The sequence below is a fragment of the Vibrio sp. ED002 genome, from assembly GCF_023277445.1.
Lineage (GTDB): Bacteria > Pseudomonadota > Gammaproteobacteria > Enterobacterales > Vibrionaceae > Vibrio > Vibrio jasicida.
In genome coordinates, this window is record NZ_CP080238.1 from 87,776 (window position 1) to 108,480 (window position 20,705).

19 protein-coding genes are annotated in these 20,705 nt (G+C 44.9%); 18 read left to right on the top strand and 1 reads right to left on the bottom strand.

From position 1 onward, the window contains the following. The first annotated feature begins 215 nt into the window (after positions 1–215). The 3 genes from gyrA to ITG12_RS00385 all read left to right on the top strand — a co-directional run bounded on the left by gyrA (position 216) and on the right by ITG12_RS00385 (position 4,206). Positions 216–2,864, top strand: coding sequence for a DNA gyrase subunit A (gene gyrA, locus ITG12_RS00375; RefSeq protein WP_038876068.1), 2,649 nt, complete (start codon positions 216–218; stop codon positions 2,862–2,864). A 121-nt stretch (positions 2,865–2,985) separates the two neighbouring features. Continuing rightward, positions 2,986–3,609: a tetratricopeptide repeat protein gene (locus ITG12_RS00380; RefSeq protein WP_248873327.1), complete on the top strand. Its 624-nt coding sequence runs from the start codon at positions 2,986–2,988 to the stop codon at positions 3,607–3,609. A gap of 42 nt (positions 3,610–3,651) precedes the next feature. Further along, positions 3,652–4,206, top strand: a complete 555-nt coding sequence (locus tag ITG12_RS00385) for a hypothetical protein (RefSeq protein ID WP_039977597.1) — start codon at positions 3,652–3,654, stop codon at positions 4,204–4,206. 105 nt (positions 4,207–4,311) lie between these two features. On the opposite strand, the gene nrfA is transcribed toward ITG12_RS00385, so the two are convergent. Next, complete coding sequence (gene nrfA, locus ITG12_RS00390; RefSeq protein WP_248873329.1) at positions 4,312–5,739, bottom strand: ammonia-forming nitrite reductase cytochrome c552 subunit; 1,428 nt, start codon at positions 5,737–5,739, stop codon at positions 4,312–4,314. A gap of 449 nt (positions 5,740–6,188) precedes the next feature. Here nrfA and nrfB point away from each other — a divergent pair, with 449 nt between their 5' ends. The 15 genes from nrfB (at position 6,189) to ITG12_RS00465 (ending at position 20,702) form a co-directional block, all read left to right on the top strand. After that, positions 6,189–6,791, top strand: a complete 603-nt coding sequence (gene nrfB / locus ITG12_RS00395; RefSeq protein WP_038871811.1) for a cytochrome c nitrite reductase pentaheme subunit — start codon at positions 6,189–6,191, stop codon at positions 6,789–6,791. Between the two features lies 1 nt (position 6,792). Then, a complete protein-coding gene (gene nrfC, locus ITG12_RS00400) occupies positions 6,793–7,479 on the top strand; it encodes a cytochrome c nitrite reductase Fe-S protein (protein ID WP_248873330.1) in 687 nt (228 codons plus the stop codon). Next, positions 7,476–8,447, top strand: coding sequence for a cytochrome c nitrite reductase subunit NrfD (gene nrfD, locus ITG12_RS00405; protein ID WP_248873332.1), 972 nt, complete (start codon positions 7,476–7,478; stop codon positions 8,445–8,447). Before nrfC ends, nrfD begins: the two co-directional genes overlap by 4 nt. A 9-nt stretch (positions 8,448–8,456) precedes the next feature. Next, on the top strand, positions 8,457–10,364 hold the full coding sequence (gene nrfE / locus ITG12_RS00410; protein WP_248873334.1) for a heme lyase NrfEFG subunit NrfE: 1,908 nt from the start codon (positions 8,457–8,459) through the stop codon (positions 10,362–10,364). Next, positions 10,342–10,875, top strand: coding sequence for a DsbE family thiol:disulfide interchange protein (locus ITG12_RS00415; RefSeq protein WP_038876074.1), 534 nt, complete (start codon positions 10,342–10,344; stop codon positions 10,873–10,875). The genes nrfE and ITG12_RS00415 overlap by 23 nt, the downstream gene beginning before the upstream one ends. Further along, positions 10,862–11,272: a heme lyase NrfEFG subunit NrfF gene (nrfF, locus tag ITG12_RS00420; protein ID WP_104048554.1), complete on the top strand. Its 411-nt coding sequence runs from the start codon at positions 10,862–10,864 to the stop codon at positions 11,270–11,272. The genes ITG12_RS00415 and nrfF overlap by 14 nt, the downstream gene beginning before the upstream one ends. A 144-nt stretch (positions 11,273–11,416) precedes the next feature. Further along, a complete protein-coding gene (locus ITG12_RS00425) occupies positions 11,417–11,593 on the top strand; it encodes a hypothetical protein (protein WP_038871948.1) in 177 nt (58 codons plus the stop codon). A gap of 227 nt (positions 11,594–11,820) precedes the next feature. Beyond that, a complete protein-coding gene (gene ribA, locus ITG12_RS00430; protein WP_170946265.1) occupies positions 11,821–12,468 on the top strand; it encodes a GTP cyclohydrolase II in 648 nt (215 codons plus the stop codon). Between the two features lie 177 nt (positions 12,469–12,645). Next, positions 12,646–13,908, top strand: a complete 1,263-nt coding sequence (locus ITG12_RS00435) for an imelysin family protein (RefSeq protein ID WP_248873336.1) — start codon at positions 12,646–12,648, stop codon at positions 13,906–13,908. Between the two features lie 94 nt (positions 13,909–14,002). Further along, positions 14,003–15,385 (top strand): di-heme oxidoredictase family protein, encoded by a 1,383-nt coding sequence (locus tag ITG12_RS00440; protein WP_038871799.1) that lies wholly within the window; start codon positions 14,003–14,005, stop codon positions 15,383–15,385. 10 nt (positions 15,386–15,395) lie between these two features. Continuing rightward, positions 15,396–16,433 (top strand): imelysin family protein, encoded by a 1,038-nt coding sequence (locus ITG12_RS00445; RefSeq protein WP_248873337.1) that lies wholly within the window; start codon positions 15,396–15,398, stop codon positions 16,431–16,433. Next, positions 16,414–17,496 (top strand): DUF1513 domain-containing protein, encoded by a 1,083-nt coding sequence (locus ITG12_RS00450; protein ID WP_045422410.1) that lies wholly within the window; start codon positions 16,414–16,416, stop codon positions 17,494–17,496. The genes ITG12_RS00445 and ITG12_RS00450 overlap by 20 nt, the downstream gene beginning before the upstream one ends. Positions 17,497–17,600: 104 nt before the next feature. Next, positions 17,601–19,193 (top strand): L,D-transpeptidase family protein, encoded by a 1,593-nt coding sequence (locus tag ITG12_RS00455; RefSeq protein ID WP_038876084.1) that lies wholly within the window; start codon positions 17,601–17,603, stop codon positions 19,191–19,193. Between the two features lie 173 nt (positions 19,194–19,366). Beyond that, a complete protein-coding gene (locus ITG12_RS00460) occupies positions 19,367–19,915 on the top strand; it encodes a DUF882 domain-containing protein (RefSeq protein ID WP_038871788.1) in 549 nt (182 codons plus the stop codon). A 130-nt stretch (positions 19,916–20,045) separates the two neighbouring features. Next, positions 20,046–20,702, top strand: coding sequence for an MBL fold metallo-hydrolase (locus ITG12_RS00465; protein WP_038871786.1), 657 nt, complete (start codon positions 20,046–20,048; stop codon positions 20,700–20,702). Positions 20,703–20,705: the final 3 nt, after the last annotated feature.

The window sequence follows — 20,705 nt, forward strand, 5'->3', positions numbered from 1 at the left end:
ACAGGGGAGATTTTTGAACGACGTTGGTGGAAATATAGTCAGTTTTCAGAAAGATATGGGATGAATGTGCAAATTCTCTTCATTTAACTCATAACGAAGCTCACAACCTGATAAAAGGAGCGGGAAAGTGATGCCCCGTTGATGAATTGTGTGTTATATTTTTGCACCTTACACGTATCGTAATTACGATCAGATAATAGAGGGATAATGGCTCTATGAGCGATTTAGCTAAAGAGATCACGCCCGTAAACATTGAAGATGAGCTTAGAGGTTCATACCTAGACTACGCGATGTCAGTAATCGTGGGTCGTGCTCTTCCAGATGTGCGTGATGGCCTAAAACCAGTACACCGCCGCGTTTTATTCGCGATGAACGTACTAGGCAACGATTGGAACAAACCATATAAAAAATCAGCCCGTGTTGTCGGCGACGTAATCGGTAAATATCACCCACACGGTGATAGTGCTGTGTACGACACAATCGTACGTATGGCTCAGCCGTTCTCACTTCGTTACATGCTGGTCGATGGTCAAGGTAACTTTGGCTCGATCGATGGCGACTCTGCTGCGGCAATGCGTTATACCGAAGTACGTATGGCGAAAATTGCCCACGAGCTTCTGGCTGACCTAGATAAAGAAACCGTGGACTACGTACCTAACTACGATGGTACAGAGCAAATCCCAGCGGTTCTTCCAACGAAAATTCCTAACCTATTGGTAAACGGTGCTTCTGGTATCGCGGTAGGTATGGCAACCAACATCCCGCCACACAACCTTGGCGAAGTGATCGATGGCTGTCTTGCATTCATCAATAATGAAGAAATCACCATTGATGAACTGATGGATTACATTCCTGGTCCTGATTTCCCTACGGCAGCACTTATCAGCGGTCGTAAAGGCATCGTAGACGCGTACAAAACTGGTCGCGGCAAAATCTACATGCGTTCAAAAGCGGACATCGAAGTGGAGAAGAATGGTAAAGAAACCATCATCGTCACTGAAATCCCTTACCAGGTAAACAAAGCTCGCTTGATCGAAAAGATCGCTGAGCTAGTGAAAGATAAGAAAGTAGAAGGCATCAGTGCACTGCGCGACGAGTCGGATAAAGACGGTATGCGTATTGTTATTGAATGTAAGCGCGATGCAGTGGGTGAAGTTGTACTAAACAACCTTTACGCACAAACTCAGCTTCAAACCACTTTCGGTATCAACATGGTTGCGCTAAACAACGGCCAACCACAGCTATTCAACTTAAAAGACATGTTGAAGTGCTTCGTTGACCACCGTCGTGAAGTTGTAACTCGTCGTACTATCTTCGAACTACGCAAAGCGCGTGAACGTGCTCATATCCTTGAAGCACTGTCTCTTGCTCTTGCAAACATCGATGAAGTTATTGAGTTGATCAAAAACGCACCAACACCAGCAGAAGCAAAAGTTGGCTTGGTATCGCGTGGTTGGGATCTTGGTAACGTAGCATCAATGCTTGAGCGTGCTGGTACTGATGCAGCTCGTCCAGAATGGCTAGAAGATCAATACGGTATCCGTGATGGTCTGTACTACCTAACTGAAACTCAAGCGCAAGCAATCCTAGAACTTCGTCTACACCGCTTAACCGGTCTAGAGCACGAGAAGATTCTTGATGAATACAAAGCACTTCTAGAAGAAATTGCAGAGCTAATGCATATCCTTGCAAGCACTGAGCGTCTAATGGAAGTGATCCGCGAAGAATTAGAAGCAGTTCGTGATAGTTACGGTGATGTTCGTCGTACAGAAATAACAGCAGCAACCCATGACATTGACATGGAAGAGCTGATTGCTCGTGAAGACGTGGTTGTGACTCTGTCTCACGAAGGTTACGTTAAGTACCAAATTCTAAGCGACTACGAAGCTCAGCGTCGTGGTGGTAAAGGTAAGAGTGCAACGAAGATGAAAGATGAAGACTTCATCGAGCGTCTACTTGTTGCAAATACTCACGATAACATCCTATGTTTCTCTACTCGTGGTAAGACTTACCGTCTGAAAGTATACCAATTGCCGCATGCAACTCGCACTGCTCGTGGTAAGCCGATCGTAAACATCCTTCCGCTAGAGGAAGGCGAGCGTATTACTGCAATCCTTCCTGTTGATGAGTTCTCTCCAGAGAAATTTATCTTCATGGCAACGGGTGACGGTACGGTTAAGAAGACCCCACTGAACCAGTTTGCAAACGTACGTTCAAACGGTCTAATCGCTGTTAACTTGCGTGATGATGACTCGCTAATTGGTGTTGATATCACCAACGGCGATAGTGACATCATGCTGTTCTCTAAAGCAGGTAAAGTGGTTCGCTTTAGCGAAGACAAAGTACGTGCAATGGGTCGTACAGCGGCGGGTGTTCGCGGTATGAAGTTAGCAGACGATGACCAAGTGGTTTCTCTGATCGTTCCATCGAACGAAGGTGACATCCTAACCGTTACTCAAAATGGTTATGGTAAACGTACTGAACTAGCAGAATACCCAACGAAAGGTCGTGCAACTCAGGGCGTTGTGTCTATCAAGGTTTCTGAACGTAACGGTCCAGTAGTTGGTGCGGTACAAGTAGAAGAAGGCGACGAGATGATGATGATCACCGACGCTGGTACTCTAGTTCGTACACGTGTTGCAGAAGTTAGCCAAGTTGGTCGTAACACTCAAGGTGTGACTCTGATCCGTACAGCAGAAGACGAATCAGTGGTTGGCCTACAGCGTATCGATGAAGTTGAAGAAGTTGAATTGCCTGAAGGCGAAGAAGCAGAAGCAGCCGAAACGACAGAAGTGAATGCAGAGCAACAAGCACCTGAAGCGCCAAAAGCAGATGACGCAGAAGAAGGCTCTGAAGAAGAATAATCTTCACCTTCATAGCTAAATGTGAAAGCCGAGCGAAATGCTCGGCTTTTTTGTATTTGTATCACCGCAATTCAAATCATAAACCAGTAAACTGTGCATACATTCTCCGATAGGTCGTGTTATGTCTGTTTGGTTTTTTGTTGCCATCACGTTGATGGGTTTGTTCATCGTCTTGTTGTCCTTGAGCGCGTCTCGAATAAAACCGGCAAAATGGTTTGGTTTTTGCGTATTAGTTTTCGTTCTGACGACCGCTGGCTTTTTGCTATTTCGACAACCGCCGCCACCGCCGATTCAAGCCGAAATGTCACGCATGATGACCACTCGCGACATCATGGAAGAGATTCAAACCCAACTTCGGGATGAGTCTAATAATGCCGAGCTTTGGTTCCAGCTAGGGCAGGGCTATTTGCTCGAAGGAGAGTTTGATGGTGCTCTTATTTGTTTCGACTACGCGATCCAATTGACTGACCCAGTCAGTGCTACTCAGCTTGCCGCTAAAGCGACGACCCTGTATTACATTCATAAGCAAGCAATGACGGATGAAGTGGGTTTGTTGCTTGAACAAGCGCTACAACTTGAACCTCACAATGAAGCGGCTTTGTCTTTGATCGCAAATGACCATTTTTTGTCATTCCGCTTTCAGGAAGCCATTGATACTTGGGTACTATTATTAGATTCTAATGATCCAAACTTAGATAGAGTGCAAATCATTAACTCTATCAACAAAGCAAAAGAGCTGTTGTAGGCGTACAATTTAATAAGCAGTAGAGGGAAAGGTGGGCAACGAATGAAAAATAAAGCACTGAGCATATTGGTTTTGCTGTGCGGCTCTATATTGGCGGGTTGTAGCTCTTCCGATCATTCTGGCTCTTCCTCTTCGGTTTATTATTCTTCAGGTTACTATGATCCTTGGTGGTACGATCATGACGACTACTGGATTTATTATTACCCGGGTTGTTGCGACAACGACGATGAATACAAAGAGAAGCTCGAAGAATGGTGGAATGGCTTAGATGAAGACCAACAGCAATCGATTAAAGACAAGGTAGAAGATTGGAAGGACGATGATATGTCCGCCAATATTGACAATATGAAGCGTCAGTTAGACGACCATTGGCAATCGCTTCCTGAAGAACAAAAGCAGGAGATTCAAACCAAGTGGGAAAATCGTCCGGAGCGTATTGAGCCTGCAGCTTTACAAGACAAAGCCGTGAAAGAAAAGGTTCAACAAAGAAAAGCATTACCGGAAACGAAAATCCAGCGACCAGTTGCTCGTCCAAATGTGCAGATGCCTAAAGCACGTCCAAATATCCAACCTAGGCCGAGGCTTCCTCGTCGCTAGTGAATCTAATTTTTATCTCTCGATAAGATTGAGGATGAAGAAATAAAGAAAGGGGCGTACTGTGCGCCCCTTGTCGTATCTATTTACCCATATCTGTCAGTTTAATTAGTACGTGGCTTCGCGTTCGGCTGCAGCCTTATCCCAATCTGGAGCAATGGTTTCTAAGAAGTCTTTCTTATCGGCGTTCATTTTCTCCATATCCATACCGAGTGCTTGCTGCGCTTTCGCTTTAGTGGAGATGTCCGGGATCTGTACTGGTTCGGTAATGCCTTTCTTCGCAAGTAGACGAACAAGTTTAGTTCGCGCATCTGCAGCACGGTCAACGGCGGTACCGAGCACTTCGAGCGCAACTTCAGGTGCATGCATGTGGACACCGTGAGACGCTATTGCATAGTCCCAACGCCATTGTGCGTGACGGATGTCTTGTAAGATTGGTTGCATTTCTTCTTCTGTTGCACCGGCATCCCAAGCCACTCCTGCTTCAAAGTGTGCAGCAACGATTTGTTTCTCGGCGGTTAGCTTCATGTTCAATACTTGCGCCTTACGTGTTGAAACGATGCCCTGTAGCTGCTCTTTTGTTTGAGTGTGGCATTGCGCGCACGTATCATCAAAGCGATCAAATGGGTTACCGACTTTATGATCGGTATACACAGTGCCATCTTCTTTGGTTACTTTCGGCATGTGGCAGTCTACACAAACTACTTTGTTCTTACCGTGGATGCCTTCTCGCCAAGTTTCGTAACCAGGGTGTTGTGCTTTTAACATGGGTGCTTTAGAAACGGCATGCGTCCAATCTTTGAAGTTTAGTGCGTCGTAATACTTCTCCATGTCGTTTACTGAAGTTCCCATATCCCAAGGGAATTTGACCGCTTTTGTTGGGCCTGTGAAGTAGTATTCAACGTGGCATTGTGCACAAACAGAGGCTTGTTGATCGAGGCGGGATTGCTCATCAAATTTTTTGCCAATCGTATCAAAAGCTCGCTCAACATACGGGCGAGTGACCGCAAGTGCTGGCTCGCCATTTTTGAACTCCTCAGAGCGAGTATCGTGACAGTCAGAGCAGCCAATAGGATTTACGATTTCTGAGCCCAAGCGTGCCCATTTTCCCTCGAAATACCCATCTTCACCTCGTTCATCAATCACACGTGCGACATCTGGGCTCTTACAGCTCCAACACGCCATTGGCATGGGGCCTGATTTTTCATCGGTGGGCGCACCAGTGCGAAGTGTTTGACGAACATCATCGAGAGCGTAAAAGTGCCCGCGAGCCTTATTGTAGTCTTTAGCGAAGCCATAGCCAGCCCAAAGAATGACCATATTAGGGTCTTCTCCGAGTGCATCTTCAATATGTTCGCTTTCAGATGTCGCTTTCCAAGAATGGTATTGGTCAGGGTGGTTTTGTTCGAAGGCGTCATTGCGTGGATCGATGAGACCTTTATCTTCCGCCGCCAACGGAGCGCCGACCAAAAATAATTGGCTGGCGAATAAGGTCGCAACCGCGATAGGTGTGCTCATCCAGTGTTTTATGCTCACGGTGTTATCTCCATATTCATTTTTATTAGCAGCGTTGTGAGAAGCTATTCCAAATAAGAATCGGAGATCTACTGTTTATAATATGGCTTAATTAAATAGATGAAATAGTGAGCGGAACTTGTTTTGTTTTAGATCAATTTATACCAGTGATCTCAATCATGTTTGAATTTATATAACCCTAAAGGGGTAGTCATCAATGCTTTGTTTGATAAGGGGTTAGCTTTTTAACCATTTTAAAAATAGGGTGATTAAGCTCGCTTTTTGAACGGTTGTCTCTACCTCTTATGAATAATAGAGGTATTATAAATATAGGTTTAGCGTTGTGGCTTTCTGAAATAAGAATTGATGTCATTTGAAGATGTTAAAAATATCTTCAGAGGAAATTAATTGTCGCTCAAATAAATAATTGAGAATAATTATCACTTATTTAAGAGCTAAGGAAAGAAAATATGGGCAATATAAAATTGGCCATAGAGACAATGTTGAAACTTCTCTTCATCTTTGCCGTCTATGGTTTTTCCATCGCCGCCCATGCGACTTCTTCAGAGCCAGTTGAAGGTGCTCAAACTGAGCGCCATCAAGTCGAGTTAATCCGTGACAGAGACTATAAATGTCTCCAGTGTCATAAGGACGCCAAAGATACTCTGAATCTATCGCATGACCCGCAAGCGCTATTAAGCCAGGGCAAACAGCTCAACTGCACGAATTGTCATAGTAATATCGGACCCGATCACCGTGAAGGTGCTTCGGAGGTGATTAAGTTCTCCGCAGCACAATCTCAAGCCGTTCACGATAAAGTCTTTCTTGATCCAAGTTTAATCCTTAAAGCCAATAGTCAATGTGTGGATTGTCATACACCGTTGAAGTTACGTGAAAGTCACTGGACGCATGATGTACACGCGAAAAACCTGACGTGTTCAAATTGTCATGATGTGCATGCTGCGAAAGCCAAAGCGCTGGCATACGACCGTAAAGAGCTGATTAAGCAATGTGTCGACTGTCACTCTGAATTTGCCATCGAGCCTGAACTTGCAAAAGAGGAGGAGAGATAGCATGAAATGTTCTAGAAGAAATTTCTTAGCCGGTAGCGGCGCACTGATTTTGACCACAGGCGTTGCAGGCACTTCCGTTGTGAGCTCTTCTCTTTATGCCAGTGACAGTGAGCGAGCTAAACGTTTAGGTATGGTACACGATGAAACGGCTTGTATTGGTTGCACCGCGTGTACTGATGCGTGTCGTGAAGTGAATAATGTTCCGGAAGGTGTGACTCGTCTTAAAATTCATCGAGGAGAGCCGATAGGGGAATTCCCTGATGTGGAATACCAATTCACTCGTGAATCTTGCCAGCACTGTGATAACCCACCTTGTGTGTATGTTTGTCCAACAGGTGCTGCATATAAAGACGAAAAGACAGGCATCGTCGATGTGCACAAAGAGAAATGTGTCGGCTGTGGTTATTGCTTAGCGGCCTGCCCTTACCAAGTGCGCTTTTTCAACCCTGTTGACCACTCTGCAGATAAATGTAATTTCTGTCGCGATACCAATTTAGCGCAAGGTAAACAGCCAGCTTGTGTGGAGTCTTGTCCGACGAAGGCACTGATATTTGGTGATTTGAACGATCCGACGAGTGAAGTGAGCAAAGCGATAGAAGACCACGTTGTTTACCGGGATAAATCGCACCTAGGTACGCAACCTAAGCTGTATAAAATTCCGCAGAGCAAAGGGGAGGTGTCATCATGAACGGCTTTGAAAGTGCTTTCCACTTTGACTCGTTAGTCTGGGATTGGATTATCGCGATCTATTTGTTCTTAGCGGGTATGTCCGCTGGTGCGGTGATGATTGCCATCTATCTAAAACGTAAAGTCATCGAGGGTGACCCAGCAAATAACGGCATCATGAAGGCCATGGCTTGGTTGGCGCCATTTGGTATCATTGCTGGTTTGGTTATTCTGATTTTCCACCTAACTAAACCGCTAGAGTTTTGGAAGATCATGATTTACTACAATCCGACTTCCGTGATGTCGATGGGCGTTATCCTGTTCCAAGTGTACATGATTGTGTTGTTTGCCTGGATCGGCGTAATTTTCCGCCATCCAATCATCAACTTCTGTGAAGGAAAGCTGCCAAGTAAGCTACTGGACTTTGCTGATGGTCTGCTTATTAAGTTAGGTAAAGGCAACAACGCCATAGAACTTTTTCTGGGATTCTTAGCGATAGTCTTAGCTGCATACACCGGTTTCTTACTGTCTGCATTGAAGACCTACCCAATGCTTAACAACCCAGTGCTGCCTATTTTATTCTTGTTCTCGAGCTTGTCTTCTGGCGCAGCGGCTTGCTTGATGTTCGGAATTCTCGTCTTTAAAGAACCGACTAGCAGCCCTAGCGTGTCTTGGGTTCACGGGTTTGAACGCCCAGTGGTGTTGTTCGAATTGTTCGTATTGGTGACATTTTTCACGGGCTTAATCTTCAGTGGAGGGCAAAATGAAGCAGCTGCGTGGAACGCGATATCCAGTGGCTTTTGGGCGCAGTGGTTCTGGGTTGGTGTAGTACTAATAGGTATGCTAACACCTCTTACCATGAACTGGCTGATACCTTCAGAAGTGCGCCATAAAGGCAGTTATGTCTTTGTCGTTACCACTTTGAGCTTGGTCGGTGTACTCATGCTACGTACGTTCATCCTTTATGCAGGCCAAATGACGGTTGTATAAGGAGGTAAAATGGAAGCTGAATTGGGGTTTTTCTTACTGGTATTGGTGGTCATGGCGTCCAGCAGCGCGGCATTGTTGCACTGGTTTCGACGTGCTATCGGAAAGAACGTGGCGTTACCACATCAAATTGCCACGTCGCACATCATCAGTTTAGCTTCCGTTATCTGTCTATTGCTTCTTGTTCTTTGTTTCATTAAAGACAACTTCGCTCTTGAATATGTCATAGCTCACTCTAATAGCCATTTGCCAGTCGCTTTTAAGGTTGCTGCCGCATGGGGAGGGCATCAAGGCTCGATGCTGTTTTGGGTGGTAACGCTTAGCGTGTGGGCGTCATTTATTGCGTTCAAATCTCCTATTAGTACGCAATATACAGGTGACTGCTTAGGCATCATGAACGTGTTAATAGCCGTCTTTGCTTGGTTCACATTAACAACTTCTAACCCCTTTGAATACGCTCAAGTCCTAGCTACAGAAGGACGAGACTTGAATCCGATGTTGCAAGACATTGGGCTTATTATTCATCCACCACTGCTTTATTTAGGTTATGTCGGTTATGCCGCGATATTGGCCTTTGCTTTAGCTGCTTTGCTGGGTAAATGTCCTCTGAATGAATGGTACGGGATTGCTCGTCGTGCCGCTTTCTTTGCTTGGGGGACACTCACTGTCGGTATTTTGGTTGGCTCTTGGTGGGCTTACAACGAGTTAGGGTGGGGCGGTTGGTGGTTCTGGGACCCAGTAGAAAACGCTTCATTATTACCATGGTTAACCGGAACTGCACTGTTGCATAGCGGAGTTCTAGCTCAAAGACATAAAAGTGCTCTATGGAGTACCTATGCGTTGGCATTTGCGACTTTTAGCTTGAGTATTTTGGGAACATTCATTGTGCGCTCTGGGGTTCTTACCTCGGTGCATGCTTTTGCGGTTGATCCAACCAAAGGCTTATTACTGCTGGCGGTGTTGAGTCTGTTGGTCGTGGTCACTTTTGGGATACTTATCGTTCGAGGTGACGGCATCAAAGCTTTTAAGCTAGTTTCTCTTCTTAGCCGAGCATACTTGACTTACGTTGCGATAGGCTTGTTCGTCATTACTACAGCGATTGTTTTCTTGGGTACGTTCTACCCGATGGTCTACCAACTGTTAGGACTTGGTAATATTTCCGTTGGTGCTCCTTACTTCAACAGCTTTCTATTCCCATTGTCATTATTAGCATTGGGCGTAATGGCGATTATTCCTTTGCTTAGGTGGCAAAAGGGAGCGGATAAAAATGCTTTTATCTTTGCCTTGATTGCTATGTTGGCAGTGGTGAGCTCTGCTTTCGTGTTTGTTTTCTCGGTTGAAAGCGTGCGTACAACCAGTTTGATCACGATTATGTTAGCGGTGTGGGTTGTGGTCGCCCATTTTTTGCTGATATTAACGTCTGAGGCTAAGGTGACGCTGATTCCTATGGTAATGGCACATATTGGTTTTGCCCTCGCCGCAACTGGGGCGGTGATAAACAGTGACTATTCTTATGAATATCATTTGCGAGTTGAGCCTGAGAGCTCGCACCAACGTTCAGACGTTAGTATTGATTATCATGGCATTGAGTGGGTAATTGGTCCAAATTACACCGCAGAACGAGCGAGTATTTATCTTCATTTGGAAGATGGTCGTACCTTGTCCCTTCAACCGGAAAAACGCCATTATCCAGTTCGAGTTATGAATATGACCGAGCCAGCCATTCGTTCATTGTGGCATGGAGACTACTATGTCACGCTAGGCGATAAAGTAGATTCCAATGCCTATGCAATTAAACTTCAGTATCGAGCCGGTATCTGGTGGATTTGGAGTGGTGGGCTAATCGCAGTATTTGGTGCGTTAATGACACTCGCGAACAAAAGAAAAAAGGTGGCACATGGTGTCGAAGAATACGCTTAAGTTGTTATTTCTTGTTAGCGTTGTGGCTTTGTTTGCTGCTCTTACGGCAACCGCTCTGTCTGACAGGCCCAATGTTGAATTGTCTGAGCAGCGCAAGTTGGTGATTCCTAGCTTTACCTCGATATCATTGCTTTCTGAAAAGGAAGTAAACCAAACCGTGTTTAAAAGCGAAGGTTATAAATTGCTGAATATTTGGGCTTCTTGGTGTGGAATATGCAAGAGTGAGCACGATGAATTACTTCTATTAGCAGAGCAGGGTGTACCCATCATTGGTTTGAATTACCGAGACCAAAAACAAGCTGCTCGTGAATATTTGAGCTTTAAACGAAATCCATATAAAGAGGTGATCAGTGATCCCAATGGAAAGCTTGCTGTTGAACTTGGTGTAATAGGTACACCAGAAACTTACTTGATTGATCAAAATGGAATCGTGTTGATCAAATATCGTGGAGAGCTCACTAAAGATAAATGGAATGATATATTTTCGGAGTATTTTGATGTTTCGATTTAATTATCTACTCGCCTGTTTGTTGGCTTTTACGTTATTTTCATCTTTAGTGAAAGCGGAAGACATTAAGCAGAATGTTGATCTATTTCAGTTTCATTCTGTTGAAGTGCAACAACAGGCAACCACTCTAGCCAAGACATTACGCTGTCCTCAATGCCAAAATCAAAACCTTGTTGAATCAAATGCCCCAGCGGCAAAAGACTTACGTTTAAAGGTCTATACGATGGTGAATGAAGGGAGTAGTGAACAAGAGGTCAAAGAATATTTAGTTGCAAGATATGGGAATATTGTTCTTTATCAGCCGCCGTTTAATTATTCCACAGCATTGTTGTGGATCTTTCCTGCGCTATTTTTGATCTTTTTTGTCTTATATTCGATCCGAATGACAAAACGTAATTAATGTGATGATAATTCCACTATTAAAAATAAATTGTGCACATAACAAGCAGAATGTTATCATTTTGCAGAATTTATGAAGGCTCCAGTGAATAGCAGACCATAAAAATGAGCTGGAGAAGTAATAAAAGAACGAAAGGTGTACGCAGTGGATTCAGTTATATCGCAATTAAAAAAGGACTTTTATTCGCAGATTCGTGCATTGCAGTCACCGAAGCTGCCACAAGTCACTTCGTCTCTCGCCGTCTTAACCGACGAGGAAATTCAAGAACTCGAAGCCGTTTGGATTGAGCTCGCGGTATGGAAGCGAAGCCAAACTCATTAAACCGATTCAAACTTAGCGACTTTAAACCCCAGGCAAATTTGTCTGGGGTTTTTTTATTGTAGTTAGCTGTAAATGTTATACTATAACAAATGTAAAGTCGGCAGTTGGGGATCATTTTCGCTATGAATTCTCGCTGTTGCTAGAATAAGAGTACGCCTCGTTGTGATCTCAACATTGAAAAATGCGGTATCAATCCCCATAGTTGAAGAGCAAATGAGAGCAATCCCATGAATGCGATAACGAAAATGCATCAAGCAATAAATCGAGTGAGTGTAGATATGGCGGAAGTACGTGCCAGAGTAGATTTTAAAGTCGGGGCTAACAGCAACATAGATGCCGAAATCCTGTCTTTCCATGGCCTAAAGACAGATAAAGAGCATGTAGCAATTATCTTTAAACAAGCGGATCAAACGCAGGATATGCCTTTAGTGCGTATGCACTCTGAGTGTCTGACTGGCGATGTGTTCCACTCTTCACGCTGTGACTGCGGTGAGCAACTAGAAGAGACCATCAATCGAATGGGCGAATCAGGTGGCATTATCCTATACCTTCGTCAAGAAGGCCGCGGTATCGGTCTTTATAACAAGATTGATGCATACCGTCTTCAAAGTCAGGGTATGAATACCTACGAAGCAAATAATCATTTGGGCTTCGATGATGACTTACGTGACTTCACAGAAGCAGCACAAATGCTTGAAGCACTAGGTGTGAATAAGATTCAGCTTGTTACTAACAACCCTAAGAAGATACGCGAGTTGTCAGAGTACGGAATTGAAATCGCAGAGGTTGTCAATACTTCTGCGCACATCAAAGATGGCAATGAAAATTATCTGAAGGCGAAAGTTTCCCATGGTAAACATCACCTAAAGGTTTAATCTTTAAAGATAAATCTAACAATAAAGCATTTTAAAAGCCTCATATTTATGAGGCTTTTTTTGTATCTAGAGTTGCAAATAAATTGTAAATTTGTATTATCTCGGGACAAAAGTGCAAATAAGAATAATTAGCACTACGAATAAGATTATTAAAAACGCTCAACAAGGATGCTTCTGATGAATGCAAAAAAAGTGTTAGTCCAATCTATTGCTGCATCACTTCTCATTGCTAGTGGTTCTACGGTTGCTGCTTCAGTAACTCAACAACAAGTTGTCGAACATTACGCGGACGTTGCTCATGCTGTATTTGCTGATTCAGTGACAACAGCTAAAGCACTCGACGTAAAAATCGACGAATTCCTAAAATCCCCATCTGCTGCAAAGCTTGAAGAAGTAAAACAAGCTTGGCTTGACTCTCGTGTACCTTACCAACAGTCTGAAGTTTTCCGTTTTGGTAACGCAGTCGTTGATGATTGGGAAGGCCAGCTAAATGCATGGCCACTGGATGAAGGGCTGATCGATTACGTTGCGACAGATTACCAATACGAATTAGGCAACGAAGGCGCCTCTGCTAACATTATTGCCAATACAAGCCTACAGATTGGTGCGTCTAAACTCGATGTATCAAAAATTACACCAGAATTAATTGCGGACTTGAACGAAGTTGGCGGCTCGGAAGCAAACGTGGCTTCTGGTTACCACGCGATTGAGTTCTTATTATGGGGCCAAGACTTAAACGGCACTAACGCAGGTGCTGGTCAACGTGCTTACACCGATTTTGTTGTGGGATCTGAATGTACTAACGGTCACTGTGACCGTCGCGGCGAGTATCTAAAAGCCGCTGCTGATTTGCTGGTTCAAGACCTTGAGTGGATGGAAAAACAGTGGTCTGGAGAAGTGAAAGGCAACTACCGCGAAGAGCTACTTGCTGGCTCGGCTGAAAATGGTCTACGCAAAATGCTATTCGGCATGGGTTCTCTTTCTCTAGGTGAGCTGGCGGGTGAGCGTATGAAGGTGGCACTAGAAGCGAACTCGACAGAAGACGAGCACGATTGTTTCTCAGATAACACGCATAACTCTCACTACTACAATGAGCAAGGTATCTACAACGTTTACACTGGTACCTACAAAGGTGTAAACGGTAAAGAATTGTCTGGTCCAAGTATCGCTGATCTTGTTGCTCAAAAAGATCAAAAAGCAGCGAAAGAGATCCAAAAGCAGTTTGACATGACTCGTAGCCAAGTTGGTGAATTAGTAACGTCTGCTGAGAAGAACAACCAGCACTTCGATCAATTGATCGCAGCGGGCAACGCACAAGGCAACGCGCTAGTAAACGACACCATCATGTCATTGGTAGCCCAGACCGGTGCGATTGAGCGAGCGGCAAACATTGTCGGCATCGACAGCCTAAGCCCTGATACTGCTGACCACGAGTTTTAATCGTTCATAACCATAATAAATAAGGGCTCTTTGTGAGCCCTTTTGCCGTTTGAGCTCGTTGTTATCACCCTTGTTGTATATGTAGAGCAATGATATGAAGCCATACCTAATTTCTGCGCTAGCCGCGCTCCTTTCTTCTTCTGCCATGGCTTACGATGTTAAGTCTGGTGGCAAAACCAGTGTTAAAAAAGACGGCGCGAATGCGTATTCTCTTCCTGCTGCCAACTTGCCGATGAGTAAGCGCCTCGATTTCAGTGTAGGTAACAGCTTTTTTCGTAACCCTTGGGTACAAGCGCCAGCGTCAACAGATGCTCGTGATGGCTTAGGCCCGCTTTTTAACACTAATGGTTGTCAGAACTGTCACATCAAAGATGGCCGTGGTCATCCACCAGAAAAAGACGATTTACATGCGGTGTCTATGCTGGTGCGCTTAAGCATTCCTGCAATGACCCCAGAACAAAAGAAAGCGTTCATCAAAGACGGCGGAATCCCTGAACCAACATACGGCGGCCAGTTACAAGATTTTGCACTCCAAGACCAAAAACCAGAAGGAAAAATCGACATTACCTATACCGATGTTCCGGTGCAGTTTAAAGATGGAACGACAGTCGTTTTGAGAAAACCAAACCTGAAAATTACCGAATTAGGCTATGGTGACATGCACCCAGATACGGAATTTTCCGCGCGTGTTGCGCCGCCAATGATCGGTCTTGGTTTGTTGGAGAGTATTCCTGACGAAACGCTACTTACTTGGGCTGATGAGCAAGATGCCAACAAAGATGGTATCTCAGGCAAAGTAAATAAGGTGTGGGACATTGAGAAGGGTGACTTCTCAATTGGTCGTTTTGGTTGGAAAGCAGGACAACCGACGTTGATGCAGCAAAATGCGGCGGCATTCAATGGCGATGTGGGTTTGACAAGCCATTTATTCCCGAACGAAAACTGCACCTCGAAGCAAAGCATTTGTGACGACATGCCAAATGGCGGCAAACCAGAAGTGAGTGAAAATATTCTCGACTTCGTTGAGTTTTACAGCCAGCACTTGGCGGTGCCGATTCGTCGTAATGTCAAGGATCCGAAAGTGCAACTAGGACAGCAGATCTTTGCATCATCGGGCTGTGAAAGCTGCCATAAGACCAGTGTAAAAACGGCGAAACGACCTGAATTGCCAGCGCTTTCTGAGCAGCTTATCCACCCATACTCAGACATGCTTCTGCATGACATGGGTGAAGGCTTAGCCGATAACCGCCCGGAATACTTAGCAAACGGCCGTGAGTGGCGAACTGCGCCGTTATGGGGCATTGGTTATACCGAAGAAGTAAACGGTCACACGTACTTCTTACATGATGGCCGTGCTCGTAACCTAATGGAAGCGGTGTTGTGGCATGGCGGTGAAGCTGAAACGGCAAAACAAAACGTCTTAGCACTGAACAAAAAAGAACGAGATGCATTGATTGCGTTTCTGAATTCTCTATAAGGAAGCAACCATGAAAAAAACACTGTTAGTGAGTGCGATTACCGCAACGTTAAGTTTGGTTGGTTGCCAATCGACCATTAGTTCGAGCTCTGCAAAGCCTGAGAGTACAAGTCATATTTCTCAAAGCGTGTACGAGGTCGAGTTTCAATCAGCTCAGACGTTTTTAGCGCAAAGCACAGAACTTGAACAACGTTTCGCAGATTATTGTGCATCAGAGTCGAAAAATGATGCTCAAGTAAAGCAGCAATGGCACCAAACCATGTTGTCTTGGATGTCACTTCAAGGCCAAGAGCGCGGTCCTGCTACGGCATTAGAGCAAAGTTGGAATGTTCAGTTTTGGCCAGATAAAAAGAACACCACTGGACGTAAAATGTCGGTACTGACGAAATATGAACAAGAATGGACATCAGAGCAGATTGCGACACAAAGCGTTACTGTGCAAGGCCTGGGGGCGTTGGAATGGTTGATTTACGACAATGCATCGACACTTCCTACCAATAACAACGCTTGTGCAACTGGCGTTGCGATTGCTGAAAACTTGCATGAGAAAGCACAGATCATCGCAGATTCTTGGGCAGAAAATCCATGGAAGTCATTAGAGATGGCGGAATGGGAGTCAGAGTACATTTCTCTTCTGTCGAATCAGCTTGAATACAGCATGAAGAAGCTCAGTCGACCACTAGCGAAGATTGGTAAGCCTCGCCCGTATTTTTCAGAATCGTGGCGTTCAGAGACCTCGCTTTCAAACTTAAAAGCCAACCTTCAAGGGATGGAAGCGTTGTACTTTGCTAACGGAAACGGTCTAGATGCACTACTGAGAGAGCAAGGCCATGCAGATCTCGCAGACCGTGTCGTTCATCAGTTTGAAATGGCGTTAGAAACTTGGCCAGAAGATAAAAGCTTATTTGCTGCACTACAAACAAAAGAAGGCTATCGCATGGTGCTCGCTCAATACAATAAGCTAGAGCAATTGAAGTACTTGATCCACGAAGAAGTGGCGATCGAACTTGGTGTCGTAATAGGATTCAATGCTACCGATGGTGACTGATCAAACCCGCCGCACATTATTAAAGGCCGCTCTGTTTGGAGCGGCAGCGCCCGTTATGCCATTTGGTTGTGCTTCGACAACATCGCGAGAGGCTGCATTGATTGGCTGTTCAATCATAGGCCGAGATAAGTTTGCAGCTGTCGTCGCTGATGAACACGGTATGCCGATCACGACATTGCCGATCCCAGAGCGTGGTCATGGTGTGGCGACAAACCCACAAGGTCATGCCGTGGTTTTTGGCCGCCGACCTGGTACTTTCTTCATGGTGTTTGACTATCGCTCAGAGCAGATGATCAAACTGCAGCTAGCAAAACCGAATCGCCATTTCTATGGTCATGGTGTTTACTCCCATGATGGCACGTTGCTATTTGCCACAGAAGGGGAGAGGGGGACAAGTCGTGGGATCATTGGTGTTTATGATGTGCAAAAGCAATATCAAAAGATCGATGAGTTAACGGGCTTTGGCCTTGGGCCTCATGAAGTGATCATGATGCCGGACGGCGCATTAGCGATTGGAGTCGGTGGAGTACACACCAACGGTCGTGAACCGTTAAACCTCGACAATATGGCACCTAGCTTGAGCTACCTCTCGCAAGATGGCGAGTTATTGGATCAGGTTTCTTTACCAGATCATAAGCTAAGTATTCGTCATTTAGCTCATGATGGTGCGGAAACCGTGCTTTGTGGTCAGCAATATCGTGGCGAACCGGACGAGTATCCAGCCTTGATCTCCATGCACACGCGTGGTGGTGAAATGCAAGATCTTCAAGCTGAGCCTGAAGAGTGGGCCCGATTCAATCACTATGTGGCGAGTATTGCTGCGACAGATGAATGGATTTTAGCGACTTCTCCCCCTGGTAGTTGTTATGGAATCTGGTCTAAATCTACCGGCAAGTTGGTTGAGCTTAATGCCTTGCCGGATGCGTCTGGCGTCGTGATTTATGGCGATGAATTTCGAGTGAGTTCGGGTGCAGGAAAAGTGGTTGAGCAACGGCCATTAGAGTCAAAAAAAAGCTTCTCTAGCGGCATCCAATGGGACAACCATTGGTCGCGAATTATCTAGAAAGATCATGACTTAATTGCTTATTGAGAAATTTGTTGTCGATTTCATCTTCAGATTCTTAATTTTAAAGCTGCAACCCGTGAGATATTTGCCATACTTTTTTTATGGCAAACAACGGAAGGATCGATTCAGTGATTGCTAGATTCCTTATAATAACGGCACTTATGGTGCCGTTTTGCAGCTTTTCTACTGTAGTTTCTCTCGATGCTTCTGCACAAACAGAGCAAGAAGGGGCAGTTGCTCAGCTGTCAGTCGAGAAGATGATCCATTACCCAGAAGTGATTGATCAACTTTACCAAAGCACCAATTACCGCCTGAATTGGGAAAATGACAGTGATGTCGATCGATTAGTGTTCCAGATGAATTTGGTGGCACTAGCAGACGTAACTCAAGAGTTTGACGATCAGCTTCGTCGTATCGAACAAGTTAGAGCACAAGGTGATAAGCTTGACTTTGATCTTGTGATGACGGACTCATTGCTCATGTATCTTAGTTACCTTGAGCAAGTGCCTGAAGAAGGCATCAATTGGTTGTTCGCAAACAAAGACCACATCAAGCTTCCTGCTCCGAGCATTGAAACCCTTTCTCTGTTGAGTAATGAAATCACTGTCGGAAAGATGGGCCAATTTCTTGATGGTCTTCGTTCCCCCCTACAAATGGATGAGTCGTTTAACACGGCATTTGCGTCCTTGTCGACGTACGCCAAATTTGAGTTCCCTTTGTATCAACAAGATCAACGCTTGGCGAAAGTGGGTGACGACTTGTTTGATAAAGCAAGTTTGATTGCACGAATGCAAATTGTCGGTGTTGACGTAGGACATTTGGAGACAGAAACAACACTTTACGATGAAAATCTAGAGCTTGCAGTCAAAGAGTTTCAGCGTATTCATGGCCTAAAACAAGACGGTGTGATTGGTCCAAACACGCTTCGTTGGATTAATTTTTCGCCACAACAACGTTTACATTCATTAGCGTTAAATGCTGAGCGCTCTCGTATTTGGGCAAAAGAGCGTGACAATGTCGTATTTGTTAATGTGCCTGGGTATGAGGTCACTTATTGGCATGATGGCCAAGCTCTGTTTGAATCGAAGGTAGTGGTTGGGCGAGCGTCACGTAAGACACCAATCATGACGGGGACGTTAGATTCCGTCATTCTTAATCCTACATGGAACGTGCCTTGGAAAATCATGGTGAAAGACATCATTCCTAAGGTGAAGCGTAATCCAATGTACCTGATGGAACACAACATTCAGATTATTCGCTCTTGGACATCGCGTGAGATCATCGACCCTACGACGATCAACTGGGCAACCGTAAATCCAAGAACGTTCCCTTACCGCATGCGACAGTCTTCTGGTGCGCACAACGCATTGGGTCTGTACAAATTCAACATGCCTAATCCACAAGCGATTTACTTGCACGATACGCCAAGTAAAAACTTGTTCCAGCAAGATCGACGGGCTTATAGTTCAGGTTGTGTGAGAGTAGAGAATGCCGATCAATTAGCAGAATTGCTGTTCAAAACTCAAGGCTTAGAAGAGCGGTTAGCTAAGAAGCGTCAAAGCTCACGTCGTTCAAATAACTCCGTACCATTGAGTGAACGCATTCAAGTGCATATCATTTATCAAACGGCATGGTTAGAAGAGGGTGTGCTTTACTATCGTGATGACATTTATCAATACGATCATCAAGGGTGAGATTCGTTCTCAATTTAAAAAAATTTACAATTCATAAAATCTGTTTGCTGTTCAATAAGTAAACAAGAATTCCAGCCTAAATGTGACAAGCCGGACCAATTTATGCATTTGACGCGCTAAATTGGTTTCGGTAATGTCCGCTGCTTGTACAGTAAATGAGCAGTATCTTTTAAATGGTAAGTCGTAATTTTTCCCGTCGTGATTTTCTTAAAATGACCGCTGGTGGTGTGGTTGTCGCATCTGCAATGCCAAGTATCTCTTGGGCTGCGTTGCCTGATGAACCACGAGTACTCGCAATGAACAACTTAAACACAGGTGAGTTGCTAGAGTCCTGCTACTTCGATGGTAAAGGTTATGTGGATGAAGAGTTGAAACGCTTGGATCAGTTCTGTCGCGATCATCGCCGTAACGAAGTGCACCCAATGGATCGACGCTTGTTCGACCAAATCAGCCAAATTCAAAAGTTAATTGGGACTGAGTCAGAAGTCATTGTGATTTCCGGCTATCGCTCTCCGGTAACCAATGCATCTTTACGTAATGGCTCTTCAGGTGTAGCGAAGAAAAGCATGCACATGGAAGGAAAGGCCATTGATTTCCGTTTAGATGGCGTGAAGCTCTCTACCGTGCGTGAAGCCGCGCTTAGCTTAAAAGCGGGTGGGGTTGGTTATTATCCACGCAGTAACTTTGTTCATATCGATACCGGAGCAGTACGTTCTTGGTAACACCTTATTGATACTCTATTTTTTGTGATAAATCGCCGTGAACAACCCGTCCCACAAAGCTTGAAGTCGCTTAGGGTTAGTGTCATAGTTGCGGCAGTTTTCATGCAAATTTATTCGGTATAGGTTATCTATGGCTCTGAAATACCAAGTTGTTCCAGTAACATCTTTCTCTCAAAACTGTTCTATCGTCTGGTGTGACGAAACCATGAAGGGCATTGTGGTTGATCCAGGTGGTGATGAAAAGCAACTCGCAATGCTGATCAAAGAACTGGGTGTTGAAGTAGTAAACCTAGTGCTAACACACGGCCACTTGGACCACGTTGGTGGTACAGAGCCACTGTCTGCACTGTTAGGTGGTACTGAGATTGTTGGCCCTCACAAGGCAGATAACTTCTGGTTGCAAGGTTTAGAAGGCCAAAGCCAAATGTTTGGTTTCCCATTGACTGAAGCATTTGAACCGCATCAGTGGCTAAATGAAGGTGACAAGGTCACTTTTGGTAATCAAACTCTAAACGTGATTCACACTCCGGGCCATACACCGGGTCACGTTGTGCTTTACAGCGAAGACGCGCGTTTGGCGTTTGTCGGCGACGTTCTGTTTAACGGTAGCGTTGGTCGTACAGATTTCCCACAAGGTGATTTCAACACGCTGATTAGCTCGATCAAAGAGAAGCTATGGCCTCTTGGCAACGACGTTACTTTCGTCCCGGGTCATGGACCTCAATCGACTTTTGGTCATGAGCGTAAAACTAACCCGTTTGTCGCTGATGAGATGCCGCTATACTAGAGC

What these genes read in the sequence shown, in the direction of transcription:
- ITG12_RS00385 (WP_039977597.1), top strand. Translation starts at nt 3,652, where the DNA reads ATGAAAAATAAAGCACTGAGCATATTGGTTTTGCTGTGCGGCTCTATA.
- ITG12_RS00460 (WP_038871788.1), top strand. Translation starts at nt 19,367, where the DNA reads ATGGTAAGTCGTAATTTTTCCCGTCGTGATTTTCTTAAAATGACCGCT.
- ITG12_RS00435 (WP_248873336.1), top strand. Translation starts at nt 12,646, where the DNA reads ATGAATGCAAAAAAAGTGTTAGTCCAATCTATTGCTGCATCACTTCTC.
- nrfF (WP_104048554.1), top strand. Translation starts at nt 10,862, where the DNA reads ATGTTTCGATTTAATTATCTACTCGCCTGTTTGTTGGCTTTTACGTTA.
- ribA (WP_170946265.1), top strand. Translation starts at nt 11,821, where the DNA reads ATGAATGCGATAACGAAAATGCATCAAGCAATAAATCGAGTGAGTGTA.
- ITG12_RS00415 (WP_038876074.1), top strand. Translation starts at nt 10,342, where the DNA reads ATGGTGTCGAAGAATACGCTTAAGTTGTTATTTCTTGTTAGCGTTGTG.
- ITG12_RS00445 (WP_248873337.1), top strand. Translation starts at nt 15,396, where the DNA reads ATGAAAAAAACACTGTTAGTGAGTGCGATTACCGCAACGTTAAGTTTG.
- ITG12_RS00455 (WP_038876084.1), top strand. Translation starts at nt 17,601, where the DNA reads ATGGCAAACAACGGAAGGATCGATTCAGTGATTGCTAGATTCCTTATA.
- nrfB (WP_038871811.1), top strand. Translation starts at nt 6,189, where the DNA reads ATGGGCAATATAAAATTGGCCATAGAGACAATGTTGAAACTTCTCTTC.
- nrfD (WP_248873332.1), top strand. Translation starts at nt 7,476, where the DNA reads ATGAACGGCTTTGAAAGTGCTTTCCACTTTGACTCGTTAGTCTGGGAT.
- ITG12_RS00380 (WP_248873327.1), top strand. Translation starts at nt 2,986, where the DNA reads ATGTCTGTTTGGTTTTTTGTTGCCATCACGTTGATGGGTTTGTTCATC.
- gyrA (WP_038876068.1), top strand. Translation starts at nt 216, where the DNA reads ATGAGCGATTTAGCTAAAGAGATCACGCCCGTAAACATTGAAGATGAG.
- nrfE (WP_248873334.1), top strand. Translation starts at nt 8,457, where the DNA reads ATGGAAGCTGAATTGGGGTTTTTCTTACTGGTATTGGTGGTCATGGCG.
- nrfC (WP_248873330.1), top strand. Translation starts at nt 6,793, where the DNA reads ATGAAATGTTCTAGAAGAAATTTCTTAGCCGGTAGCGGCGCACTGATT.
- ITG12_RS00450 (WP_045422410.1), top strand. Translation starts at nt 16,414, where the DNA reads ATGCTACCGATGGTGACTGATCAAACCCGCCGCACATTATTAAAGGCC.
- ITG12_RS00440 (WP_038871799.1), top strand. Translation starts at nt 14,003, where the DNA reads ATGAAGCCATACCTAATTTCTGCGCTAGCCGCGCTCCTTTCTTCTTCT.
- ITG12_RS00465 (WP_038871786.1), top strand. Translation starts at nt 20,046, where the DNA reads ATGGCTCTGAAATACCAAGTTGTTCCAGTAACATCTTTCTCTCAAAAC.